This window comes from Pseudoalteromonas sp. M58 (assembly GCF_042604605.1).
Lineage (GTDB): Bacteria > Pseudomonadota > Gammaproteobacteria > Enterobacterales > Alteromonadaceae > Pseudoalteromonas > Pseudoalteromonas tetraodonis.
The window spans coordinates 3,085,001-3,107,909 of record NZ_CP152390.1; the positions used below are offsets into that span (position 1 = coordinate 3,085,001).

The following is a 22,909-nucleotide window of genomic DNA, read 5'->3' on the forward strand; positions in this document are numbered from 1 at the left end:
TAGTTTTGATGATTTCATGTTTCACCAAAGAACCTGCCATATTGCTGAACATCGCTTTACGATGGCTACTGTTACGGTTTAATTGACGACCACTCTTACGATGGCGCATGACCCTATCCTTCTAACTAAACTAATATAGTGATTTAGATTATTCAGCTAGGCTTGCAGGCGGCCAATTTTCTAGGCGCATACCTAGAGAAAGACCACGTGAAGCTAGCACGTCTTTTATTTCAGTTAGAGACTTCTTACCTAAATTAGGCGTTTTAAGAAGCTCAACTTCAGTGCGCTGAACTAAATCACCGATATATTGAATTTGCTCGGCTTTCAAACAGTTTGCTGAACGTACTGTTAGTTCAAGATCATCAACTGGACGAAGTAGAATAGGATCGAATTCTGGCTTCTCTTCTTTCTCTTCTGGCTCAGTTACATCGCGTAAATCTACGAATGCATCTAGTTGCTCAGCTAAGATAGTAGACGCACGGCGGATCGCTTCTTCAGGATCTAAAGTGCCGTTTGTTTCCATATCAATGATTAACTTGTCTAAGTCTGTACGTTGCTCAACACGGGCTGATTCAACCGAGTACGCAATACGTTCAACTGGGCTGAATGATGCATCAAGCAGCAATCGACCAATTGGACGCTCATCGTCATCAGAGGATAAACGACTAGATGCCGGCACATAACCACGACCACGCTCAACACGAATACGCATGCTGATCTCGCTGTTATTTGTAGTTAAATTACAAATAACATGATCTGGGTTAGCAATTGTTACATCGCCATCGTGCTGAATATCTGCCGCAGTCACAGGGCCTACACCAGATTTAGTCAGGGTCAGAAAAACTTCATCTTTGCCTTCTAACGTTACCGCTAGACCTTTAAGGTTTAGTAGTATTTCAATGATGTCTTCTTGTACGCCTTCTTTCGCGCTGTACTCATGCAATACACCGTCGATTTCAACTTCAGTTACTGCACATCCAGGCATAGATGATAACAGTATACGGCGTAAGGCATTACCCAAAGTGTGACCAAAGCCACGCTCGAGTGGTTCTAAAACTACTTTAGAACGCGTTGGGTTTATAGCGTCGATATCGACTAACCTTGGTTTTAGAAATTCTGTAACAGAACCCTGCATTTTATCCTCTCTTAACTCTTAACTTTACTTAGAGTAAAGTTCGACGATTAGTTGTTCATTAATGTCCGCAGACAGATCTGAACGCTCAGGTAGGCGCTTGAAGCTACCTTCCAATTTCTTACCGTCAACTTCAACCCAAGTCGGCTTTTCACGTTGCTCAGCCAACTCTAGAGCAGCGATGATACGTGCTTGTGTCTTAGACTTCTCACGGATTACAACAGTATCTTCTGGAGTAATTACGTATGAAGGAATGTTCACAACACGACCATTAACTAGAATCGCTTTGTGGCTTACTAACTGACGTGCTTCAGCGCGTGTGCTAGCAAAACCCATGCGATATACAACATTGTCTAAACGTTGCTCTAAAAGCTGTAACAAGTTTTCACCTGTATTACCTTTAAGGCGAGCAGCTTCTTTGTAGTAGTTACGGAATTGCTTTTCTAATACACCGTAGATACGACGTACTTTTTGCTTTTCACGTAATTGTAAACCGTAATCAGATAAGCGTCCTTTACGAGCGCCGTGCTGACCAGGTGCAGTCTCAAGTTTACACTTAGAGTCGATAGCTCTTACGCCGCTCTTAAGGAACAGGTCAGTACCTTCACGACGACTCAGCTTGAGCTTAGGGCCCAAATATCTTGCCATGTTATTTCTCCTAACCTATTGTTAAACGCGACGTTTCTTCGGTGGACGACAACCATTGTGTGGTATTGGCGTCACGTCAGTAATGTTGGTGATACGGTAACCAGCAGCATTCAAAGCACGTACAGCAGATTCACGACCTGGACCTGGACCTTTGATGAAAACTTCTAGATTTTTTAAACCGTATTCTTGAGCAGCAGTACCTGCACGCTCTGCAGCAACCTGAGCAGCAAATGGAGTAGATTTACGTGAACCACGGAAACCTGAACCACCGGCAGTAGCCCATGATAGTGCATTACCTTGACGGTCGGTAATTGTTACAATAGTGTTGTTGAAAGACGCATGAACATGAGCCATACCATCAGCAACTTGCTTTTTAACCTTTTTACGACGAATTGGTGTCTTAGCCATTTTACTATCCCCTTATCGCTTAATAGGCTTACGAGGACCCTTACGGGTACGCGCGTTAGTCTTTGTTCTTTGACCACGAAGTGGTAAAGAGCGACGGTGACGTAGGCCACGGAAACAACCAAGGTCCATAAGGCGCTTGATATTCAAAGTAACTTCACGACGAAGGTCACCTTCTACAGTGTACTTGCCAACTGCTTCACGCAATACGTCAAGTGTTTCGTCTGAAAGTTCACCGATTTTTGTGGTCTCGGCGATACCAGTCGCTTCTAAGATAGCCTTAGAGCGAGTCTTACCTATGCCATAAATAGCTGTTAAACCAATAACTGCATGTTTATGATCAGGGACGTTAATGCCAGCGATACGGGCCACTAACACATCTCCTATATTTGAATTTGGTAATCATCTGTTTGAAAAGCCCGTAAGGATACTCAAACGAAGACCAAATCACAACTAAAAACACAGGCCGAGAAACCTCAGCCTGCACGACTGTTTACTTAGCCTTGCCTTTGCTTATGCTTAGGCTCACTGCAAATTACGCGTACTACACCAGCACGTTTAATAACTTTACAGTTACGGCATATTTTCTTAACGGAAGCACGTACTTTCATTGCTCAACTCCGTAAACTGACCTTATCGACCGTAGCCTTTAAGGTTCGCTTTTTTCAGCACAGAATCATACTGATGTGACATCAGATGCGTCTGTACTTGTGCCATAAAGTCCATGATTACTACAACGATAATCAAAATTGATGTACCGCCGAAATAGAATGGCGTTTGCCATGCCATAGTCATGAATTCGGGCACCAGACAGATAAAGGTTATATACAAAGCACCTGCCAATGTCAGGCGTGTCATCACTTTATCAATGTATTTAGATGTCTGCTCACCTGGACGAATACCTGGGATAAATGCGCCAGATTTTTTCAGGTTGTCTGCCGTTTCACGCGGGTTAAAAACCAACGCTGTGTAGAAAAAGCAGAAGAAGATGATAGCCGCAGCTAAAACCATTGCATACAAAGGCTGACCTGGAGTCAACGTTGTAGCAATTGCTTGTAGCACATCAGCAACCGGACCTTCACCCTGGCCGAACCAGCTTGCAATTGTACCAGGGAACAGAATTATACTGCTAGCGAAGATTGGTGGAATAACACCCGCCATATTTACTTTCAGAGGTAAATGCGTGCTTTGAGCAGCAAATACTTGACGACCTTGTTGACGTTTGGCGTAGTTAACAACGATACGTCGTTGTCCACGTTCAAAGAATACAACAAGATAAGTAACAGCGAATACTATAACCGCAACCATCAACAGTACAAAAACATTCAAATCACCTTGGCGCGCCATTTCGGCTGTCGAACCAATAGCAGACGGCAGGTTAGCTACAATACCAACAAATATTAGAACTGAGATACCGTTACCGATACCACGTTCTGTTATCTGTTCGCCCAACCACATAAGGAACATAGTACCGGTTACTAAACTCACCACTGCGGTGAAATAGAATCCCATACCTGGGTTAACAACTAACCCGTTCATCATGCCCGGTAAGCTTGTGGCAATACCGATTGATTGGATAGTAGCAAGCACAAGCGTGCCGTAGCGTGTGTACTGGCTTATCTTTTTACGCCCTTGCTCACCTTCTTTCTTAAGCTCTATAAACGGCGGATACATATGCGTTAATAGTTGCGTAATAATCGAAGCCGAGATATACGGCATGATACCCAGTGCTAACACTGAAGCTCGCTCAAGCGCACCACCGCTAAACATGTTGAACATTTCAACAATGGTGCCCTTTTGTTGCTCGAAGAAATCGGCAAGTACAGCGGCGTCAATCCCAGGGATCGGCACAAATGAACCTAGACGGTAAATTATGATAGCACCCAATACGAAGAGTAATCGGCGCTTCAATTCCGAAAGTCCACCTTGTGCACTTTGTGTATCTTGACCTGGTTTAGCCATTAGTACTTCCTTAGTCTTCTACCTTGCCTCCGGCAGCTTCGATAGCTTCGCGTGCACCTTTAGTAGCCTTAAGGCCTTTAACGGTAACAGCGCGTGAAACTTCGCCAGATTTAACAACTTTAACGAACTGAACGTTCTTTTTAACTAGACCAGCTGCTTGTAACGCGCTTAGGTCTACCACATCGCCTTCAACTTTAGCGATTTCGTATAGGTTAATTTCTGCAGATACTAATGATTTGCGAGAAGTGAAACCGAACTTAGGTAGACGACGTTGCATAGGCATTTGACCGCCTTCGAAACCAACGCGTACTTTACCGCCAGAACGTGATTTTTGACCTTTGTGACCACGGCCACCAGTCTTACCAAGACCAGAACCGATACCACGACCAACACGTTTTGGAGCAGTTTTTGAACCTGCAGCAGGTGAAAGTGTATTCAAATGCATCGAATTACCCCTCTACCTTAACCATGTAATAAACCTGGTTAATCATACCACGTACACATGCTGTGTCTTCTAACTCAACAGTGTGATTGATACGACGTAAACCAAGACCGCGTAATGTAGCTTTATGCTTCGGTAAACGACCGATAGAGCTTTTTACTTGTGTTACTTTTACAGTTTTATTAGCCATGGTTTACCCCAAAATCTCATCTACTCGAAGACCACGTTTTGCAGCGATCGACTGAGGAGAATTCATGTTCTCAAGAGCTGAGATCGTTGCACGTACAACGTTGATCGGGTTAGTAGAACCGTAACATTTAGAAAGTACGTTCTGCACACCAGTCACTTCAAGTACTGCACGCATAGCACCACCTGCAATGATACCAGTACCTTCAGATGCTGGTTTCATAAACACTTGTGAGCCAGCATGACGTCCTTTAACAGGATGCTGTAATGTGTTGCCATTTAGGTCTACGTTGATCATGTTACGACGTGCTTTTTCCATTGCTTTTTGAATAGCAGCTGGAACTTCACGTGCTTTACCATAACCGAAACCTACTTTACCTGCGCCATCACCAACTACAGTTAGTGCAGTAAAGCTAAAGATACGACCACCTTTAACTACTTTAGACACACGGTTCACCGCGATTAGCTTTTCAGCTAAATCAGGCTGTTGTTGCTTTGCTTCTACGTTAGCCATTGTCTACTCCTAGAATTGCAAACCGGCTTCACGCGCAGCATCAGCTAGCGCCTTCACACGGCCGTGATATTTAAAGCCACTGCGATCAAAAGCAATCTTTTCGATGCCTTTGTCAGCCGCACGTTCAGCAACCGCTTTACCAACTGCTTGTGCAGCTGCAACGTTGCCTGTGCCTTTAACTGTTTCGCTAATAGCTTTCTCAACAGTAGAAGCAGCAGCCAGTACATTACCCTCAGCGTTTACAACTTGAGCGTAAATGTGACGTGGCGTGCGGTGGATAACAAGACGCGTTGTGCCTTGTTCAATATAATTTCTACGAGTGCGTTTAGCACGACGTAGACGAGCTGTTTTTTTATCCATCGTCTTACCTTACTTCTTCTTAGCCTCTTTACGGCGTACATTCTCATCTGAATAACGAACACCTTTACCTTTATAAGGCTCAGGTTTACGGTATGCACGAATGTTAGCAGCTGTTTGACCAACTAACTGCTTATCTACGCCCTTAACTAGAACTTCTGTTTGGCTTGGAGTTTCAATCGTAATTCCTTCAGGAACTGCGAAATTAACTGGGTGCGAGAAACCAAGAGTTAAGTCTAAAACTTTGCCCTTAGCTGCAGCACGGTAACCAACACCTACTAACTGAAGTTTCTTCTCGTAACCTTCATGCGTACCAACAACCATGTTGTTGATTAGAGCGCGAGCAGTACCTGCTTGTGCCCATGCATTGGCTACGCCTTCACGAGGTAAAGTTGTAATAACGTTGTCGTTAACTTGTACTTCAACTGCATCGTTGATAGTACGAGTAAGTTCACCGTTTTTGCCTTTAACTGTGATTTCCTGGCCTTTTAATGTAACTTCTACACCGGCAGGAACGTTTATTGGTGCCTTTGCTATGCGAGACATAGTTCCCCTCCGATTAAGCTACAAAACCAATGATTTCACCACCAACGCCTGCACTACGTGCTGCGCGGTCTGTCATTAGGCCTTTAGAAGTTGATACGATAGCGATACCTAAACCACCCATTACCTTTGGTAATTCGTCACGTCTCTTATAGATACGTAGACCAGGGCGACTTACACGCTGGATATTTTCAATAACAGCTTTGCCTTCGAAGTACTTTAACTCGATAGAAAGCTCAGGTTTTACATCACCACTTACTGAGAAGTCTGCGATGTAACCTTCATTTTTTAATACATTAGCTACTGCTACTTTCAGTTTCGAATTAGGCATCGTTACAGATACTTTCTTCGCTGACTGACCGTTACGGATTCGTGTAAATAAATCCGCGATAGGATCTTGCAAGCTCATAGTCTTACTCCCATGATTCTATTACCAGCTAGCCTTTTTAAGGCCAGGAATTTCACCGCGCATAGCTGCTTCGCGAACTTTAATACGGCTCATGCCGAATTTGCGAAGGAAACCATGTGGGCGGCCCGTAATGTTACAACGATTACGTTGACGTGCAGGGCTAGAATCACGAGGTAAAGCTTGTAGCTTAAGTACCGCGTCCCAACGATCATCTTCAGATGTATTAACATCACTGATGATAGCTTTTAGTGCTGCACGCTTTTCAGCGTACTGAGCAACTAGTTTAGTGCGCTTTGCTTCGCGCGCTTTCATAGAATTCTTTGCCATAACCCTACCCTTATTTCTTGAATGGGAAGTTAAACGCTTCTAACAACGCACGGCCTTCCTCATCTGATTTCGCAGATGTAGTGATTGTGATATCCATACCGCGTACACGGTCTACTTTATCATAATCAATTTCTGGGAAGATGATTTGTTCACGTACGCCCATGCTGTAGTTACCGCGTCCATCAAAAGACTTAGCACTCACACCACGGAAGTCACGGATACGTGGGATAGCGATTGAAACCAAACGCTCAAAAAAGTCCCACATACGCTCGCCGCGTAGGGTTACTTTACAACCAATCGGGTAACCTTCACGCACTTTGAAGCCAGCAACAGATTTGCGTGCTTTAGTGATTAAAGGTTTCTGACCAGAGATAGCTTCTAGATCCGCAACAGCGTTATCTAAAATCTTCTTGTCAGCTAAGGCTTCGCCCACACCCATGTTTAATGTGATCTTTTCGATCTGAGGGACTTGCATGACAGAGCTGAAACCAAACTTCTCTTGAAGTTCAGCAACTACTTTGTCTTTATATACTTCATGCAGTTTCGCCATCATTCTACTCCAACTATTAGATAGTTTTACCAGTAGATTTAAAGATACGTAATTTCTTACCATCTTCAACCTTGAAACCTACACGATCTGCTTTGCTCGTTTCCGAGTTGTAGATCGCAACGTTTGATACGTCGATAGACGCTTCTTTCTCAACAATACCGCCAGCTTGGTTCAACTGTGGAACCGGCTTTTGGTGTTTCTTGATTAAGTTAATGCCTTCGACAAATACTCGACCAGACTCGGTTACAACTGAAAGCACTTTGCCGCGCTTACCTTTGTCTTTACCTGCTAGTACGATTACTTCGTCATCACGACGGATTTTTGCTGCCATGATAGACTCCTTACAGTACTTCTGGGGCTAGTGAAACGATTTTCATGAACTTTTCATTACGAAGTTCGCGAGTCACAGGGCCGAAAATACGAGTACCAATAGGCTGCAAGTTATCATTTAAGATAACAGCCGCATTGCTGTCGAAACGGATCAATGAACCGTCTGGACGACGAACGCCTTTTTTGGTACGCACAACTACCGCGTTTTTAACATCACCTTTCTTCACTTTACCGCGAGGAATCGCTTCTTTTACAGAAACTTTAATGATATCGCCAATCGCTGCATAGCGACGGTGTGAACCACCAAGGACTTTTATACACTGCACTTTGCGAGCGCCGCTGTTATCAGCAACTTCCAGCTGAGTTTGCATTTGGATCATGTTAATGACCTCCGGTGTAGTAATTACAACTTGTCTTAAATTTGTTTAAAATCAAGACATTTCGATTGAATTCCACTCAAAAAACATACTAGATGTCTCTTAAGGGCGGGCAATTGTATCAGCATTGAGGGGGGAGTGGTAGGTTATTTTTTAATTAATTTAATAGGGATGCTAAATTAAAACGAGGTTTTCTATGCTATTTATCTAATTTACAGGTGGTTATAAAACAAACAAGGCATCTTGTTGATGCCTTGTTTTATATCAGTAATTAAAATTAGCCAAACAAACCTTTTAATTTGTCTTTAATTTTATCTTTAGCTTTGTCTTTTGCATCATCAAGCTTTTGCTTAGCTTCATCTTTTAAAGCATTACTTACATCAAGCTTTATATTTACGTCATGAAACGGGCCTTTTATGCGTAAAGGAACTTTAAAGCCAGTACTGTCATCGGTTGTACCTTGACCTTCAATAGAGTCCACGACGCCTGTTACTAGGCGGTAATTAACCAGAGTTTGCGGTAAATCAACGTCTCCTTCACCTGAAATGCGTATTAAAGGGCTGATCAACGATAAATCAGTATTTTTGCCTACGCCATTGGTAAAGTTAAAACTACCAGAAAGTGCAGAGAAATCGGTTTTCTCAGATTCTTCAAACCCTGTATCTAATCCCTCAGACACGGTATTAAAGTTGCCTTTAACTAGCTCTTTACCCTTACGCACCATTTCCGCTACGTTTGCTCCCTTAACGGCACCATCCGCGAACTTGAACCCTAGCTTACCATTAAGCGCGTTAATGAATGTTTTTTGGCTTTGCCCTGCCGTGGTTAGATTCCAACTTAAAGAGCCCTTGCCCATTAGCTTATCAAAGCCTGCAGCATCAGTAAGTAAGGGCTGTGCCTCTATTTTATCTAAATCGAAGTTGGTTGCTATTTTATAAGGGGTATTTTGGGCATTGATAGTAACCACCCCTTTACCTGTTCCTTCATAAGCGACAAAGCTATCTAAGCTTAATTTAGCAATGCTATTTTTAAGTGCCATAGTAAACTGATTAGCGCCTAGTTTAATGTCGTTAGCTTTTAAACCACTTGAACGAACAATCACATTTGCATCTAATGCACCTAAGCCACTTAAATCAATTTTAGTATCATCCCATACAATCGGTTCTGCAGGCTTAGACTCGTCTTTTACTGGGGCTTCTTTTTTAGCTACGGTTTCTGGTAAGTAAGGATTTAAATCAAGCATCCCTAGGTCAATATCAGCATTAACCGCTAAACGGCTGCCTAGATTCACCTTACTTTTACCTTTAATCTCGAGTGCATCGAGCGTTGCAACTAATTCTGTTAGGTTAAACTCCTCACTGAGCAAGTGCATTTGGGTATTGATACTAAAGGCATTAAACGCATTGTCTTTAGCGTTTAAGTCAACCCCTTGCCAGTTAGCAATATTTTTAACTGAATCACCGTTAAGTGCTAATAATCCTTTAATATCTTGGCCTTGTTTGGCTATGCTGCCATCAAACGTTAAATCGACTAAACGTGAGTTAAGCGTTTGCTTTACATTAAATGTGGCGCCTTCAATCGCTTTTGCTGGGGTATCAAGTTTTACATCAAGCTCAAATCGCTCTTGCATATAAGTAATAGCCCCTTTGACTTCGAGCTGTTTGCGCAGTGAAGGCAGTAATATAGCCAGTTCTAAATCGCTAATTTGTTGTTTAGCACCCGTTTGACCATCTAAATATGTAAACGACCCGCCATAAATAGCGACTTCACCTAATTGAATATCAAAGTTTTCAGGTAGTTTGACTGCCTCACCCGATTGAGTTTGCTGCTCAGGTTGCTTGGCCACTGCATCAAATAACTGCCAGTTAGCTTTACCGCTTTTATCGGTTTCTAGCAAAATATCAGGCTCATTAATGACAAACTTTTCTAGCTTTAACTCGCCACCGAGTAATGAAAGCCAAGGAATATGAACGGCAAGTTGCTGCATACTTGCCATATCAGCGCGAGAACCGCTAGGCATATTGGCAAAATGCACATCATTAAGCTCTAATTTTAATGCAGGGAATACACTGAGGGTTTTATCGCCCTTTATGGTTAATGTGCGCCCAGTTGTTTTTTCAACCTGCTCAGACACTTTATTAAAAATGGTATCAGTAGGAATTAAAAAAGGTGCAGCAACAATTAACGCTATGCATAGCAATAATATGACACCAATAATTTTAAATAAGGTCTTCATGATCATCCTTTCAAACGTGCAAATAATGTTCTTATCATAGCGGGAGTTAACACTAAAAGCATTGTTAAATAAATAAAAAACATATCAATTAGGGCATCCCTTTTTAAAATCAGGTTTTCAAAACTCATTTTAATAAATTTAAAGATTCATGCCCCTGATTACATTGCTGCAATTGTTCGGTATGATGCGCGCCCCTGTTGTATTTAGCCTAAATAAGCTAAAATGTAGCGACTAAAAAATATATCTAACCGGAGAGTCTACAAGGCATGAAGAAACTGCTAATTTCACCGTCAAAAATGGCATTAGGCGAACAAGAAAGTCAAATTTATCAAAACATTCTGAAGCAATCTTCAGAGCTAAGCCTAAACCTGATGGCCGTGAAAGTGGAAAACCATCCAGAAGATTTTTTAGGTTGGTGTTACGAGCTATTAAGTGCAAGCCGCGACCGCATTAATTACGACTTACTCGAAACCTCACAATTACCATTATTAAAAAAACTGCACGACCAACTTATTTCAGCGATTAGCTTTTTACAGTTAAAAACATTACGGGTAGCGCCTTGGCCAGTAGTGAGTATGTTTGTAGAGCAACATAAAGAACTTGTGGCACTTGATGAGCAGCTACGTTTAACTACTTATATTGCAGGCCTGCGTGAAAAGCCGTTAAAAGATATGATCCCTGAAGACTTACTCGCTTTTAGCGGTAAGCACATGGCGTCACTCGACCCGAGTACTTATAACTTTGATGTAGAATGGTTTGCCTCTACAAAAAGTGCTAAAGGCTTTCACCAGATGCTGGCTGACTTGCCAGGTGCATTTGACGATGCCCTGAGCAATATCCCACTTGAGGGTGATGTAGCGCAAAGTAATTACCAACAATTTGTAATTGCTTACTTGAGTGCATTTAATGGCAGTGATGAAAAACCAACACTAGCGCCTGCAACCCGTTTATTAGCAATGCGCCGCCCTGATGTATTTACACCGATTAGCAATAGTCGCCTAGATGCATTGTGCTCCGCTTTAGGTATCACCAAACTAAATAACCGCGACTTTGAGCGTTACTGGCAAGATGTAGTACAAAGCATTCACGCCATGTCATGGTTTAAAATGGCCAATGCAGGTAATGAACTAGAAACTCAGTTAGTGGATATAAAAGCGCTAATACCTTGCTTTTTTTATTATGCAGATACGAATACTGCAGATAACTCTAACTACATTAAGCTACTTAATAAACCTACACGTAGTACTTCGAGCAGCAGTAAAGCGCCACGCCGAGAAAAAGAATCGGCTGAAATATTAGTAGACCGCGCACTTGCTGCTGATGATATCCCAGAGCATATTCGTGCTAAGCGTGATTCTATTATTAACGAAGTACAAAAAGGCCGTGGTGTAAACGAAACAATTACACTTATGCGTACCATTTTTGGATAAGACGTATATCAAACGCAATTAGCTTTAACAGACCCTAATATAGGTAGCCTGGTAGCGCTCTAATGGTGCAGCCAGGCTTTTTTTTGCACCAGCAGTGTGTTCTTTCCTTACATACTTTTCACAAAGCGTCTTTGCGCATAATTTCAACACTTTGTTTTATAATATAAAATTTATTTTTTATTAAATAAATGGAAGCTGGCACATACAGTGCATTTCCCCCTGCAGTAACCTAATAATACGCCGCGATTCAAAAGGTTGTAGTCGTTTATAATAAAAACCTTGGCGTGCAAAATCATACAATGGGAAATGAAACATGCTAAAACTACAAAAAACAATACTCATCAGTGCATTGGCATTAACAGGAATGGCATCAACAACGGCCTTTGCCGAAGTAACAGCCAATGCAGCAGCTACTTCTAACTACTTATGGCGCGGACAAGAGCAAACTGGGGGCGATGCAGCTGTATCTGGTGGTATTGATTACGCTAATGAATCTGGCTTTTATGCGGGTACCTGGGCGTCAAATGCGTCTTGGGCCGATGAAATGACCTACGAACTAGATTTATACGCCGGTTTTGGCGGCGCTATTAATGAAAACGTAAGTTATGACGTAGGTTATATTTATTACGCTTACCCAGATGCGGCATCAGGTGCAGATGCTGATTTTTCAGAAGTTTACGGTAGCATTAGTGTGCAAGGTTTTACATTTGGTGCAGCCGTACTTGCAACATCTGCTGCCAGTGGTGATGGTACTGATTTTGGTGATTCACTGTATTTAAACGCCGATTACAGCTTCGCTGTTGGTAGCAATGGCACTGAAATGGCGCTACACATAGGGCATTACTCAGGCGATTTCATCGGTGATGACAATATTATTGATTATGGTGTATCAGTGTCTAAAGATGGTTTTACCTTTGGCCTATCTGATAACGACATGGACGGCTCAGATGTTAAAGCTTATGTAGCCTACGCTGTCGACTTTAGCCTATAAAAAGAATGTGTTACTTGCTGCAACACTAAGGGCCGAAAGGCCCTTTTCTCGTTTTAAATAACTTAACTAGATCTAATCACGCCACACCTTGTTAACAAACCGTTACAATTAATAAATCAACTTACCTCGCTTTTACCTTAGTATATGACTGATAACTATATAGTTCACTATTGAGAAAATCATAAAGGAATAATCATGAAGTCATCTAACGCGCTATCTGCTTGTATCGACATTTTTATCAGCCCAAGCAAGGCTTTTAATGGGCTAAAAGAAGCTAAAGGCTGGTCTTGGCTTGCTTTTGCACTTCTCGCTCTAACCCTTGCAGCCTCTGCTTATACATTTTATACCACTGCAGACTCACAATTTATTTTAGACCAGCAGGTTGCTGCAGCGAGTGTGGATGCCACAATCGGCGAGAAAAAAATGATCCGTCAAAGTATGGAGCAAAGCCTCGATAACCAAGTGTGGTTTGCAATTGGCGGGGGTATTTTCGGCCTTCTTTTTATAAATGCACTCCTATCTGGGTATTACATGTTGATATCTAAGCAAGACCCTGATGCTAATTATAGCTATGGTGCGTGGTATGGTTTTGGTGTTTGGAGCATGATGCCCATGGTTATTTCAAGTTTAGGTGTTGTTGCGCTAGTTCTTACAGCCAGTAACAATGAATTACCTATTAGTTTATTCAATTACGCCTCTATAAATCAGTTATTTCTGGGATTAGAGCTTGGAGATAGCTTCTATAATATGATGGAGAGTTTAAGTATTTTTAGTCTTTGGAGCATAGCTTTGGTTGCTATTGGGTTAAAGTGTTGGACTAATTTCAGCTTTAATAAAGCACTTCTTTTTGCTGCGCTACCGACCATTATCATTTACAGCATCTGGACAATTATTATTGTTGCTTAAAGGAATGTAGGCAAACTTTTCTGCCTACTCATAAATACGGAAATAAAAATGAAAAAAGCGATTATCATTACCCTTGCAATTGCAGCTTTTATTGCTCTTGTTGTATCAAAGCAAATTACTGGCGATGAAAAAGCACCAGAGGTAAATGTTGCACAGGTTGAGCAAGGTAGTATTGCAGACTCCATTATGGCCTCTGGCAATTTAGTCTTTAATACTCAAGTGCAGTTACGTTCAGAGGTAACCGGACGAGTCGACAAGGTGTTTGTTGAAGAAGGGCAAAGTGTAAAACAAGGCGACATTTTAATGCGCTTAGATACCACTGCTTTTGAGTCAGAAGTAACACGTAATAAAGCGGTATTGCGAGCTAGCGAAATAGAAATAAAACATAGTAAAACACGCCTTTTGAACTTTGAACGTCAGCTTAAACGTCAAAAAGAGCTTTATGACGTAGGCCTAGCAGGGCAAGAAGTATACGAGAACTTACAAAATGCACGCGACCTTGCCAAAATAGATATTGAAGCCAGAGTAGAGTCTTATAATCAAGCCAAAGCCTCTCTTTCAATCGCTGAAGATAGACTTAGCAAAAGTGTATTTCGTGCTCCAATGAGTGGTTTGCTCGCCTCAGTAAATATTAAAGAAGGCGAAACCGTTATTGCCGGCACCACTAATATTATTGGCTCAGATTTAATGCTGGTTGCCGACCCAAGCGCTATTTTAGCTGAGCTCAGAGTTGATGAAACTGATATTGCTGGCATTAAATTGGACCAGCATGCAGATATTTATGCTGCTGCGTACCCCAATCAACCCTTCACTGGCAAGGTCATTAACATTGGAACCTCAGCAAAAAACCAAGCAGGTTCACAAGGTTTATCATTTCGAGTGAAAGTGTTACTTGATAATACCGATAGGCAACTATATGCAGGTATGAGCTGCCGTGCAGAAATCGCAACAAGCCTTGCTGTGAATGGCTTAAAGCTCCCTATCGAAGCCGTACAAAAAGAAGATGACAAAACGTTTGTATGGCGTTTAAACGACGATAACACTGTAAGCAAAGCCTATGTAGAAGTAGGTATTTCTTCAGATATAGAGCAAGCAATTACCCAAGGTTTAAATAAAGGGGAGCGAATTGTTATTGGCCCTGCACGTCCTATCAGTAAACTAAAAGAAAATGATACGGTAAAAGTTAAGCAAACAACTGCCAAGGATGCGCAATAATGTCGGCGGTAATCAAGCTTGAGCATATTAACAAGCAATACAAAATGGGTGAGCAAATATTTAAGGCCCTAGATGATGTAAACGTGGTCATTAATGAAAACGAGTATGTCGCTATAATCGGTCCTTCAGGTTCAGGTAAGTCAACTTTAATGAACTTATTGGGTTGCTTAGATACTCCAACTACTGGGGATTACTTTTTAAAAGATAAACTTGTAAAAAGTATGACAGAAACCGAGCTCGCTCATCAGCGTAACGAAAGTGTTGGCTTTATTTTTCAGAGCTTTAACTTACTTCCGCGTGCGTCGGCACTTGAAAATGTGATGCAGCCTTTGGTTTATAGGTTTATACCCGCAAAACAACGTAAACAAAAAGCCCTCGATGCACTCAAACGTGTAGGACTCGGTGATAAAGTGGATCATCTATCAAGCCAGTTGTCTGGTGGGCAACGCCAGCGTGTTGCCATTGCACGAGCGCTAGTGACTAAACCGCATATTTTACTCGGTGACGAACCAACCGGGAATCTAGACAGCAAAACTACCACTGAAATTATGGCGCTATTTGATGAGCTACATAATGAAGGCCACACCATTATTTTGGTAACTCACGAACAAGAAATTGCAGATCATTGCCAGCGAGTTATTCGCTTAGTTGATGGCAAGGTAGTGAGCGATGTGCGTAAAGGTGAAGGAGACAAACAGCATGTTTAAATCTGCTATTGCAATTATGGAAGGAACAAAAGCAGCACTAATGGCCATTAAAGCCAATGCCATGCGAAGCGCACTCACTTGTTTAGGGATTATAATTGGGGTTGCCGCGGTTATTACAGTGGTAGCCGTTATGCAAGGCTTTACTAAGCAAATTAACGATCAACTCGCAGATATGGCACCTGATGTAACCACAATTAAACCCTTTACCAGCATTGAACAAGAAATGGTGGGCAAAAATGCTAAACTCACTTACAACGATTTTTTAGTCTTAAAAGCCCGAGTAAAAGAGGCTGAAACACTCACTGCACTGATGTTTACTTGGCGTTTTTCTGGTGGCGCTGAATATGGAAATAAAAGCCACTCATCACGAGTAATGGGTACAGAGCAAGATTACCAAAAAGCGTATAGAACCTTTCCAGAACTTGGGCGCTTTATTCGCGCAGAGGATGATGAAAAGCGCCGTCGAGTTGCTTTTATTGGTCCATCCATTATTGAAAAGCTAAACCTGCCAAAAAACCCTGTAGGCGAATATATTAAACTTGGCGGCGAGTGGTTTAGAATTATTGGCGTGGCTGAAAAACAAGGTAGTTTATTGGGGTTCGATCAAGACGATTATATTAATATTCCCATCAGTACCATGAGCGCATTAGAGGGTCCAAGTAGCAGCAGCAATGTACAAATTATGTTTAGACTCAAAGAAGACAGTGATGAAGAATTGGTACTTGCTAAAATCACTCGCATTTTACGCCAATTACATAAACTAAAAGACAATCAAGAAAACGACTTTGAATTTGAAACAGCTGAAAAAGCACGCGCTAACGTTGATAAATTTACAGGTAGCGCTACAGCAATTACCGCAGGGATTGTAGGTATCAGTCTTGTTGTTGGCGGTATTGGTGTAATGAACATTATGCTTGTATCTGTCACCGAACGCACCCGTGTGATAGGCACATTAAAAGCACTGGGGGCGACTCCTGGTTTTATCATGCTGCAATTTTTAGTTGAAGCCGTGGTGTTATCACTCTTTGGCGGGTTAATTGGTCTGGCTATTGGCTATGGCGCCGCTGCGCTTATTTCACTCTCTGTGCCGAGCATGCCTGATGCGTATATACCTGGTTGGGCAATTATGCTGTCGTTTGGGTTTACATCGTTAATTGGGATAGTATTTGGATTAGCCCCCGCTATAAAAGCAGCAAGGCTAAATCCTATTGATGCACTGCGTTACGAGTAATTATTGCACCTTGTAAGGTACCTTGGCGCAGTCGACTTCGACAGTTTTAGGGTACCAAACAGGGCCTACTTCATTAACGGCCATTTCAGCTAAACCATTTACAAATGATTTATACGTATGAACACTCTGCCACTGACCATCCGCACACGTTTGCGATAAATTAATCGCATCGGAGCCTTCGTATAACCCGAGTCCAAAATTGTGATGCCACTGTTTTGTTTTATTCGCAGTCTCTGACGTTGTGTATTCGCCATTGTCAAAATGAATATTGGTACACCCAGTCGCACTGAGTATCACTAAACTTGCTGCTAATACCGTTAATTTTTTCATAATACCTCCCCTGCCACTCGCTGCTCATCACACCATACTTTTACTGTGTGAGGCGCATAAATTCCTAATGTGACCAACCCTAAAGCCCCATCTGTCACTGTTTGTTGCGACTGCATTTGCACTACAGCTTGATCGCCGCATACTTTTTTCACATCCACACGCTCTTCACCAACGAGCCCCCACATAAAAAAGGGGCGGCTATCTTGATATGTTGGTTTATCGCTTAACTTGGCAATTTTTTGTGGTTGAATCGTCACCGAAGAACATGCACTCAGCATCAGTACTATTGAACATGTGATTAATGCCTTCATCAGGTTTGTCCTTTTATGTATTTAAGAGTTGTAATTGTATACATAGGTTTTCTATCAAATGGTAAGAAACGGTTATAGCTTTGTAGGCAAATCGTAGAACTGGCAACACTTTTTAACAGTGTACTTATACCCAAACCACCTCAAGATGCAGAATTCAGCGTTTCACAGGGGCTAAATATCAAGGCGTTACTTTGCAACAATGGCAGTCCCTTTTAAGAAGTAACAACACTGAGAGTAAGTGCCTGTGAAACGCCCAAAGGGTTGGTTTAAAAGCGATTTATACTGCGTTATTGATTTTAACAATAGAGCCACTATTACTTACAATCAATGCCTGGCCTAAATCGCTTTTAATTCCAACTGAAACGTGCACCTTGAGGTGGCTTGGGTATATAAGGCAATGGTTATCTTAAAGTGGACGCTACGTTAACTAAAATAAGACTACTCAATGTTCAAAAATATGAATTACCCACATCGACTTAACATTTCACCACTCGTGTTATTTAGCTAATCAAGTCACGCAAGCGAAATCGGTAAAGAGGTTAAGCATCTTCATCAAGTTTATTGCACAAAGTATTACTTTATTTATTCGAAATGGTGATAAGCACACAAGCAATGAAGCCTTAGAACACTTATTCATGAAGTAGGAAAAGGGTAAGCGTTATAAAAAACAGCGGGTGACTTTATAGGAAATTTAGCGAATAAGGAAAAGGCCCCGTAAGAGGCCTTTTGTAATTATAGTGCTTTGATATTATCTCCGCTTTTCTTATCTATTAATTTGATAAATGGGTCAACACCAGCAAATTTAGGTAACTCAGTTACCTTTAATGTAATGGTATTTTCACCTGTTTTAATCTCATGTTTTTGCATATAGATAACAGTATTTGTGTCATGTATCTCGTTAGGGTCTGCGCTAAACAAAGCGACATCTATCATTTGAGCTAATGGCACATCTTCTTCATTCCCTTCCCCATCTGCATGTTTTTTTGCTGCAGAAATAGTTAGCGTAACAGTATGCTCGCCATCAACAGATTCAGCCTCTTGAACATCAATATCATTGAGCTTTAACTCATATAATGTAATGGCATTAAACTGATCTTCAATGAATGCTTGCTCTTGCTCACTCGCTCCTTGCTTTAGGTAGGCAATAAAGTCTAACGTGGTAGGATAACGATCTTGTGCATATTGGTAATCTTGCAAAAAAGCTCGTAAAACGGCATTTAAACGTTGCTCACCTAACAGATCATGAATGGCCATCATAACCACAGACCCTTTGTTATAATGGATGTATTGCTGCCTTACTGTACGTGCAAGAGTCCTCTCCTCATAAGGCTCAGTCGTTCGTCCGAACAAATAACGATCTAGCTCATACTTTAAGAATTTACGAAGATTGTTTTCACCGTATCTCTCTTTCATCACCATGATTGCTGCATATTGCGAGAGCATTTCAGATAAAATATTAGAGCCCTCAACGTTCGCACCAATCACCTGATGTGCCCACCACTGGTGTGCTAGTTCATGGGCGGTAACGTAGTAAGGAAGGTTAATGTTATCAGGTTCACGCGTATCGGTAATAAATCCCAAATTTTCAGAGAATGGGACTGTATTAGCAAAACTCTGCGCAAAACCACGATAGCGAGGATACTCTATAATACGCATTTGCTTATGCTGATAGGGGCTAAATTCTTTGGAAAAGTAATCTAAAGAATCTTTAGTAGATTGAATCATCGAATCTACGTTCCAAGCATGATCTTTGTGATGATACACCTCAATATTTACACCATTGTGCTGCTCTTTTTTCACCTCAAGCTCCATAGACAGCAAGGTGTAAAAATGTAACATAGGTGCATCCATTTCGTATACAAACGTAGTACGGCCGTCTTTAGTAGTTTGTGATTGCAAGTAACCCGGAACCATCGCAATTTGCGACTCATCGGTGGTAATAGTGGCAGCAAAACTGACGTAATTATCCGCAAATAAAGGTTGGTTATGATATTGCGTTTCTTCAATTTTATTACCGCGCTTTAACTCTGGCAAACCTCTTTGACGACGCTCATTTTTATCTTGCAATTGTTTACCAAAGGAATAACCAAAGGTTGGAAACAGTGCAGTGTTATCTATGAATGTACCGTTATATAAAAGTTGTTCATCACTGCCTCTATCTACGAAACCTTTACTATAGCGCTCTACGCTCATCACAATTTCGCGGCTTTCATTTGGTTGCATTGGCTCTGTAAACTCTAACCATGCATGACGATACTGCTCATTTAACTCGCCCAGTTGCGCACCATCTACCTCAACACTCCAGTTGTGAGTATGATTAGGCTTATTCACCAGTACTCGTGTAATCGATTGCTGCGACTTATTTTCTACTTGCATAACTACGCTTGCATTAATACGTCGCTCTTGAGGGTAAATATCAGCAGTAACAACAACATCTGTTGGTATAGGCACAGCCGCATCGGCAAATTGACCAAACTCACGTTCATATTGCTCTTTCAAGTCTTCACGCTGATCACTAGTAATAAATGGGTTAAGCACTGTTGTGTTGTAGTAAATATAACTGCCTGCGCCTACAAAAATAAGTGCACCGCATACTACAATCACTTTACCTGAGTTACCTAGCTGATAACCAATTAGCTTAACGCGCGTTTTTATACCTTGCCCTGCACCACGAGGCCAAAGCGCATAGCTGAGTGCAGCAATGATCACACTAAAGCCTAGCCAGTATAAATTATACCAATGCACCGCAGTTAAAAAGTGGCCGTAACCATTAATGTCTGAATAAGGAGCACTTGGCGTGCTACCTATTTTAAGCATTTTATGCTCAAAGCCATAATTACTCGCCACCGAAGTAACGATAAAATACAGCACATACAAACCCATTCCAACGTATTTATTGGGGCTCATTACCTGTAATAAAAAAGCAAAGCCGCCTTGAAAAATAAGCATAAGTACAAATAAATAACCAAGCCTGATTACATATTGTGCAATATCAAAGTTCTCCATGCCCATAATCATTTGGTAAAACAATGTCACCAAAGAGCCAAATGCACATAACAATAATAAAACAGCACTTAGCGCTACATATTTAGAACCCCAGAACACCCAATTTGCAACAGGGTAAGCATCAACTATGTCTGCCATACGTGATTCACGATCATGCCATACAAGTTCACCACAATAATAAACCAGTACAATAATCATCAATACGCTAAAGCTTTCTTGAATTAGCTCAACCATTCTAAAAGTAACTGGCCAAACATCAGTTCCGTATGCTCCCATTGAACCTACCAACGCAGGAATTAATGTCGCTAAAGATAAAATAAGCAAAATACCAAACGAATAGCTTTTTATAACGTGTTTGACTTCAAAAACAGTCCGCGTTAAAAACTGCGACCACGCATTACTTCCTGTCGCCTTTGCCTTTATATTAAAACCAAGAGCAGTTGCGGAATTAGTATTGGTACCTTTATTGGCCTTGCCTTTCACTTTTTGCTTTTGCATTAAGTGATGGGATGTATTGAGCGCTGTGGTTACTAATGCCACCAAAGCAACACCGACCCAAATTAGCCTATTGTGTAATAGTTGATCAGTTAACGTAATTTCCATCACGTTGCGATCAGCTATTGTCCAATATTCCATTTGTATTCCCACGGCTGACAGAGCAAACATATCTAGGTAGGCTGAGATTTCGCGATATTGAATGTCAGAAAATATATTTGAACTAACCAAGTAGCTTATAAGTAACGCAACTGCAACCAAGTAGAGTGCCACCATACTGCGAAAACGCATTGCGACAACATTAATTAGCGATGAGACAACAAATAAAGAAGGGGCTGCAATATAAAAGAATGGTACCAAATAGTAACTGAGTTTATTCTCTCCCAACATTTCACTGTCTAACCAGCCAATTAGGCTACCAAAACCACTGCCAATCCACACTCCCAACATAGTAGTTGAAAACACCAATAGCGTGACTAAATAAGCCCCGATGAATCTGCCCGCCCTATATTGGGCGATATTTAGTGGCTTACTCAAAACTAATTCATTGAGTTTACTCACGTCATCACGAATAGCTGAACTGCCGACAAAATTGACCACTAAGAAAATAGCAAACACCGACATAATCGCAATAACTTGCAAAATTGCGTAAGGAGAATTTACATTCACATTGCTGCTTCCTCCTATTTGCACCGTGTCAGACACCGACGCCATAAAAGTGAGAAAGAACAAAATAAGTGACGTGATATAGAAAGAGGGCTGACGCATAAAATAGCGCAGCTCAAATTGCATCATTTTAAACAACATAATCTGTATCCTTATGCTGCTTTATTGCGATGTTTATGCAATGTTGAAAAATAAACATCTTCTAAATCAGCAGGCTTTGCCTCAAAGCCTTGCGGGGCGTCGTCAGCAAATACGCTGAGTAATGTTTTTCCGGCAAACAAACGCTTCGCGATCACAGGTAATGACTGTTCTAGTTCGACAGCTTCAGCCTGACTCATCGCCTTGTGCCATATTTTGCCCTGCAGCGTATTAGTCAGCTCGATTGGATTACCTTCCAGCAAAATTTGTCCACTTGCTAATACAGCCATATTTGGGCAAAGCTCAGATACATCTTCAACTATATGGGTTGATAAAATCACCACTTTACTTTCGCCTAAACCAACCAATAAATTATGAAAACGATTGCGCTCTTCAGGATCCAGTCCTGCCGTAGGTTCATCAACAATGAGTAAATCAGGATCGCCTAATAAAGCTTGTGCAATACCAAAACGCTGACGCATCCCCCCCGAAAAACCACTCACTGCATTTTTTCTGTGGTCGTATAAATTAGTTTGCGCGAGTAACCCTTCAACGGCCTCTTTACGCTCAGCTTTATTGTTTAAGCCTTTTAAAATAGCCATATGATCAAGTAAGTCATAAGCACTTACGCGTTGATATACACCAAAATCTTGCGGTAAATAGCCTAAACGCTCACGTAAACTTTTGGGTTGTGCTAAAACATCAATCCCATCAAACTTTATGCTGCCGCTATCTGCTGATTGTAACGTTGCAATTGTACGCATCAATGAAGATTTACCAGCCCCATTAGGACCGAGTAATCCAAACATACCTTTAGGAATATTTAAGTCGACACCTTGTAGAGCATGTACGCCGTTGTCGTAGGTTTTTGATAACCCTGTTATTGATAGCATTTTTACTTCCTTGAATTGTAAGTATTATTTTTGTACTGCTTTATACCATATTAAAAACGGGAACATAAGTTAGCAAGAAGTTAACTTTGTAACAATAAATAAACAGAAATTCATTCTAATAACACTTGCTTAGAAATGAGCCTCTCGGTATAAAAACCAAACACTCTAAAAA

At 41.4% G+C, this 22,909-nt stretch carries 28 protein-coding genes (1 of these 28 only partly in view); 6 read left to right on the forward strand and 22 right to left on the reverse strand.

All coding sequences use genetic code 11. The features are described from left to right. From rplQ to AAGD16_RS14250, 18 genes are all read right to left on the reverse strand, one after another. A protein-coding gene (gene rplQ / locus AAGD16_RS14165) for a 50S ribosomal protein L17 (protein ID WP_013466072.1) crosses the window boundary here: on the reverse strand, positions 1-109 show its 5' portion. Its footprint begins 293 nt before the window's first position; only the first 109 of its 402 coding nucleotides appear in the window; its start codon is at positions 107-109; the stop codon falls past the left edge of the window. 39 nt (positions 110-148) lie between these two features. After that, complete coding sequence (locus tag AAGD16_RS14170) at positions 149-1,135, reverse strand: DNA-directed RNA polymerase subunit alpha (protein ID WP_008115371.1); 987 nt, start codon at positions 1,133-1,135, stop codon at positions 149-151. A gap of 24 nt (positions 1,136-1,159) precedes the next feature. After that, entirely contained in the window at positions 1,160-1,780 is a 621-nt protein-coding gene (rpsD, locus tag AAGD16_RS14175; RefSeq protein ID WP_002959461.1) for a 30S ribosomal protein S4, read from the reverse strand. A 21-nt stretch (positions 1,781-1,801) separates the two neighbouring features. Further along, the gene (gene rpsK / locus AAGD16_RS14180) at positions 1,802-2,188 is read right to left on the reverse strand and encodes a 30S ribosomal protein S11 (RefSeq protein WP_002959471.1); all 387 of its coding nucleotides are present in this window, start codon (positions 2,186-2,188) and stop codon (positions 1,802-1,804) included. Between the two features lie 12 nt (positions 2,189-2,200). After that, on the reverse strand, positions 2,201-2,557 hold the full coding sequence (rpsM, locus tag AAGD16_RS14185; RefSeq protein WP_008115377.1) for a 30S ribosomal protein S13: 357 nt from the start codon (positions 2,555-2,557) through the stop codon (positions 2,201-2,203). A gap of 125 nt (positions 2,558-2,682) precedes the next feature. Further along, the gene (rpmJ, locus tag AAGD16_RS14190; RefSeq protein WP_002959476.1) at positions 2,683-2,796 is read right to left on the reverse strand and encodes a 50S ribosomal protein L36; all 114 of its coding nucleotides are present in this window, start codon (positions 2,794-2,796) and stop codon (positions 2,683-2,685) included. 22 nt (positions 2,797-2,818) lie between these two features. After that, positions 2,819-4,147: a preprotein translocase subunit SecY gene (secY, locus tag AAGD16_RS14195; RefSeq protein WP_008115380.1), complete on the reverse strand. Its 1,329-nt coding sequence runs from the start codon at positions 4,145-4,147 to the stop codon at positions 2,819-2,821. A gap of 10 nt (positions 4,148-4,157) precedes the next feature. Continuing rightward, complete coding sequence (gene rplO, locus AAGD16_RS14200) at positions 4,158-4,592, reverse strand: 50S ribosomal protein L15 (protein WP_013466073.1); 435 nt, start codon at positions 4,590-4,592, stop codon at positions 4,158-4,160. 4 nt (positions 4,593-4,596) lie between these two features. Further along, complete coding sequence (rpmD, locus tag AAGD16_RS14205) at positions 4,597-4,779, reverse strand: 50S ribosomal protein L30 (RefSeq protein WP_008115384.1); 183 nt, start codon at positions 4,777-4,779, stop codon at positions 4,597-4,599. Positions 4,780-4,782: 3 nt separating this feature from the next. Further along, a complete protein-coding gene (gene rpsE, locus AAGD16_RS14210; protein ID WP_008115387.1) occupies positions 4,783-5,289 on the reverse strand; it encodes a 30S ribosomal protein S5 in 507 nt (168 codons plus the stop codon). 9 nt (positions 5,290-5,298) lie between these two features. Then, positions 5,299-5,649: a 50S ribosomal protein L18 gene (gene rplR, locus AAGD16_RS14215; protein ID WP_008115388.1), complete on the reverse strand. Its 351-nt coding sequence runs from the start codon at positions 5,647-5,649 to the stop codon at positions 5,299-5,301. 9 nt (positions 5,650-5,658) lie between these two features. Next, positions 5,659-6,192, reverse strand: a complete 534-nt coding sequence (rplF, locus tag AAGD16_RS14220; RefSeq protein WP_006794247.1) for a 50S ribosomal protein L6 — start codon at positions 6,190-6,192, stop codon at positions 5,659-5,661. A 13-nt stretch (positions 6,193-6,205) separates the two neighbouring features. Then, positions 6,206-6,598, reverse strand: coding sequence for a 30S ribosomal protein S8 (gene rpsH, locus AAGD16_RS14225; protein WP_016899320.1), 393 nt, complete (start codon positions 6,596-6,598; stop codon positions 6,206-6,208). Between the two features lie 21 nt (positions 6,599-6,619). Further along, on the reverse strand, positions 6,620-6,925 hold the full coding sequence (rpsN, locus tag AAGD16_RS14230) for a 30S ribosomal protein S14 (RefSeq protein ID WP_006794245.1): 306 nt from the start codon (positions 6,923-6,925) through the stop codon (positions 6,620-6,622). Between the two features lie 10 nt (positions 6,926-6,935). Then, a complete protein-coding gene (gene rplE, locus AAGD16_RS14235; RefSeq protein ID WP_010392500.1) occupies positions 6,936-7,475 on the reverse strand; it encodes a 50S ribosomal protein L5 in 540 nt (179 codons plus the stop codon). A 16-nt stretch (positions 7,476-7,491) separates the two neighbouring features. After that, the gene (rplX, locus tag AAGD16_RS14240) at positions 7,492-7,806 is read right to left on the reverse strand and encodes a 50S ribosomal protein L24 (RefSeq protein ID WP_377112549.1); all 315 of its coding nucleotides are present in this window, start codon (positions 7,804-7,806) and stop codon (positions 7,492-7,494) included. Positions 7,807-7,816: 10 nt separating this feature from the next. Beyond that, positions 7,817-8,185: a 50S ribosomal protein L14 gene (gene rplN / locus AAGD16_RS14245; RefSeq protein WP_008115397.1), complete on the reverse strand. Its 369-nt coding sequence runs from the start codon at positions 8,183-8,185 to the stop codon at positions 7,817-7,819. A gap of 274 nt (positions 8,186-8,459) precedes the next feature. Continuing rightward, positions 8,460-10,418: an AsmA family protein gene (locus tag AAGD16_RS14250; protein WP_377112553.1), complete on the reverse strand. Its 1,959-nt coding sequence runs from the start codon at positions 10,416-10,418 to the stop codon at positions 8,460-8,462. 266 nt (positions 10,419-10,684) lie between these two features. On the opposite strand from AAGD16_RS14250, the gene AAGD16_RS14255 reads away from it, so the two are divergent. The 6 genes from AAGD16_RS14255 (at position 10,685) to AAGD16_RS14280 (ending at position 16,898) form a co-directional block, all read left to right on the forward strand. Beyond that, positions 10,685-11,848: a hypothetical protein gene (locus AAGD16_RS14255; RefSeq protein ID WP_377112556.1), complete on the forward strand. Its 1,164-nt coding sequence runs from the start codon at positions 10,685-10,687 to the stop codon at positions 11,846-11,848. Positions 11,849-12,161: 313 nt separating this feature from the next. Next, entirely contained in the window at positions 12,162-12,839 is a 678-nt protein-coding gene (locus AAGD16_RS14260) for a TorF family putative porin (protein WP_024602208.1), read from the forward strand. Positions 12,840-13,034: 195 nt separating this feature from the next. Beyond that, positions 13,035-13,745: a YIP1 family protein gene (locus AAGD16_RS14265; protein ID WP_013466079.1), complete on the forward strand. Its 711-nt coding sequence runs from the start codon at positions 13,035-13,037 to the stop codon at positions 13,743-13,745. Positions 13,746-13,793: 48 nt separating this feature from the next. Continuing rightward, positions 13,794-14,960 (forward strand): efflux RND transporter periplasmic adaptor subunit, encoded by a 1,167-nt coding sequence (locus AAGD16_RS14270; RefSeq protein WP_028834846.1) that lies wholly within the window; start codon positions 13,794-13,796, stop codon positions 14,958-14,960. Continuing rightward, the gene (locus AAGD16_RS14275) at positions 14,960-15,667 is read left to right on the forward strand and encodes an ABC transporter ATP-binding protein (RefSeq protein ID WP_008467268.1); all 708 of its coding nucleotides are present in this window, start codon (positions 14,960-14,962) and stop codon (positions 15,665-15,667) included. The genes AAGD16_RS14270 and AAGD16_RS14275 overlap by 1 nt, the downstream gene beginning before the upstream one ends. Beyond that, a complete protein-coding gene (locus tag AAGD16_RS14280; RefSeq protein WP_377112562.1) occupies positions 15,660-16,898 on the forward strand; it encodes an ABC transporter permease in 1,239 nt (412 codons plus the stop codon). Before AAGD16_RS14275 ends, AAGD16_RS14280 begins: the two co-directional genes overlap by 8 nt. On the opposite strand, the gene AAGD16_RS14285 is transcribed toward AAGD16_RS14280, so the two are convergent. From AAGD16_RS14285 to AAGD16_RS14300, 4 genes are all read right to left on the reverse strand, one after another. Next, positions 16,899-17,228, reverse strand: a complete 330-nt coding sequence (locus AAGD16_RS14285; RefSeq protein ID WP_377112565.1) for a Bor/Iss family lipoprotein — start codon at positions 17,226-17,228, stop codon at positions 16,899-16,901. After that, positions 17,225-17,539: a Bor family protein gene (locus tag AAGD16_RS14290; protein WP_377112568.1), complete on the reverse strand. Its 315-nt coding sequence runs from the start codon at positions 17,537-17,539 to the stop codon at positions 17,225-17,227. The genes AAGD16_RS14285 and AAGD16_RS14290 overlap by 4 nt, the downstream gene beginning before the upstream one ends. Positions 17,540-18,271: 732 nt before the next feature. Next, complete coding sequence (locus AAGD16_RS14295) at positions 18,272-21,847, reverse strand: M1 family aminopeptidase (RefSeq protein ID WP_377112572.1); 3,576 nt, start codon at positions 21,845-21,847, stop codon at positions 18,272-18,274. 11 nt (positions 21,848-21,858) lie between these two features. Beyond that, complete coding sequence (locus AAGD16_RS14300; protein ID WP_076919638.1) at positions 21,859-22,737, reverse strand: ABC transporter ATP-binding protein; 879 nt, start codon at positions 22,735-22,737, stop codon at positions 21,859-21,861. Positions 22,738-22,909 lie beyond the last annotated feature (172 nt).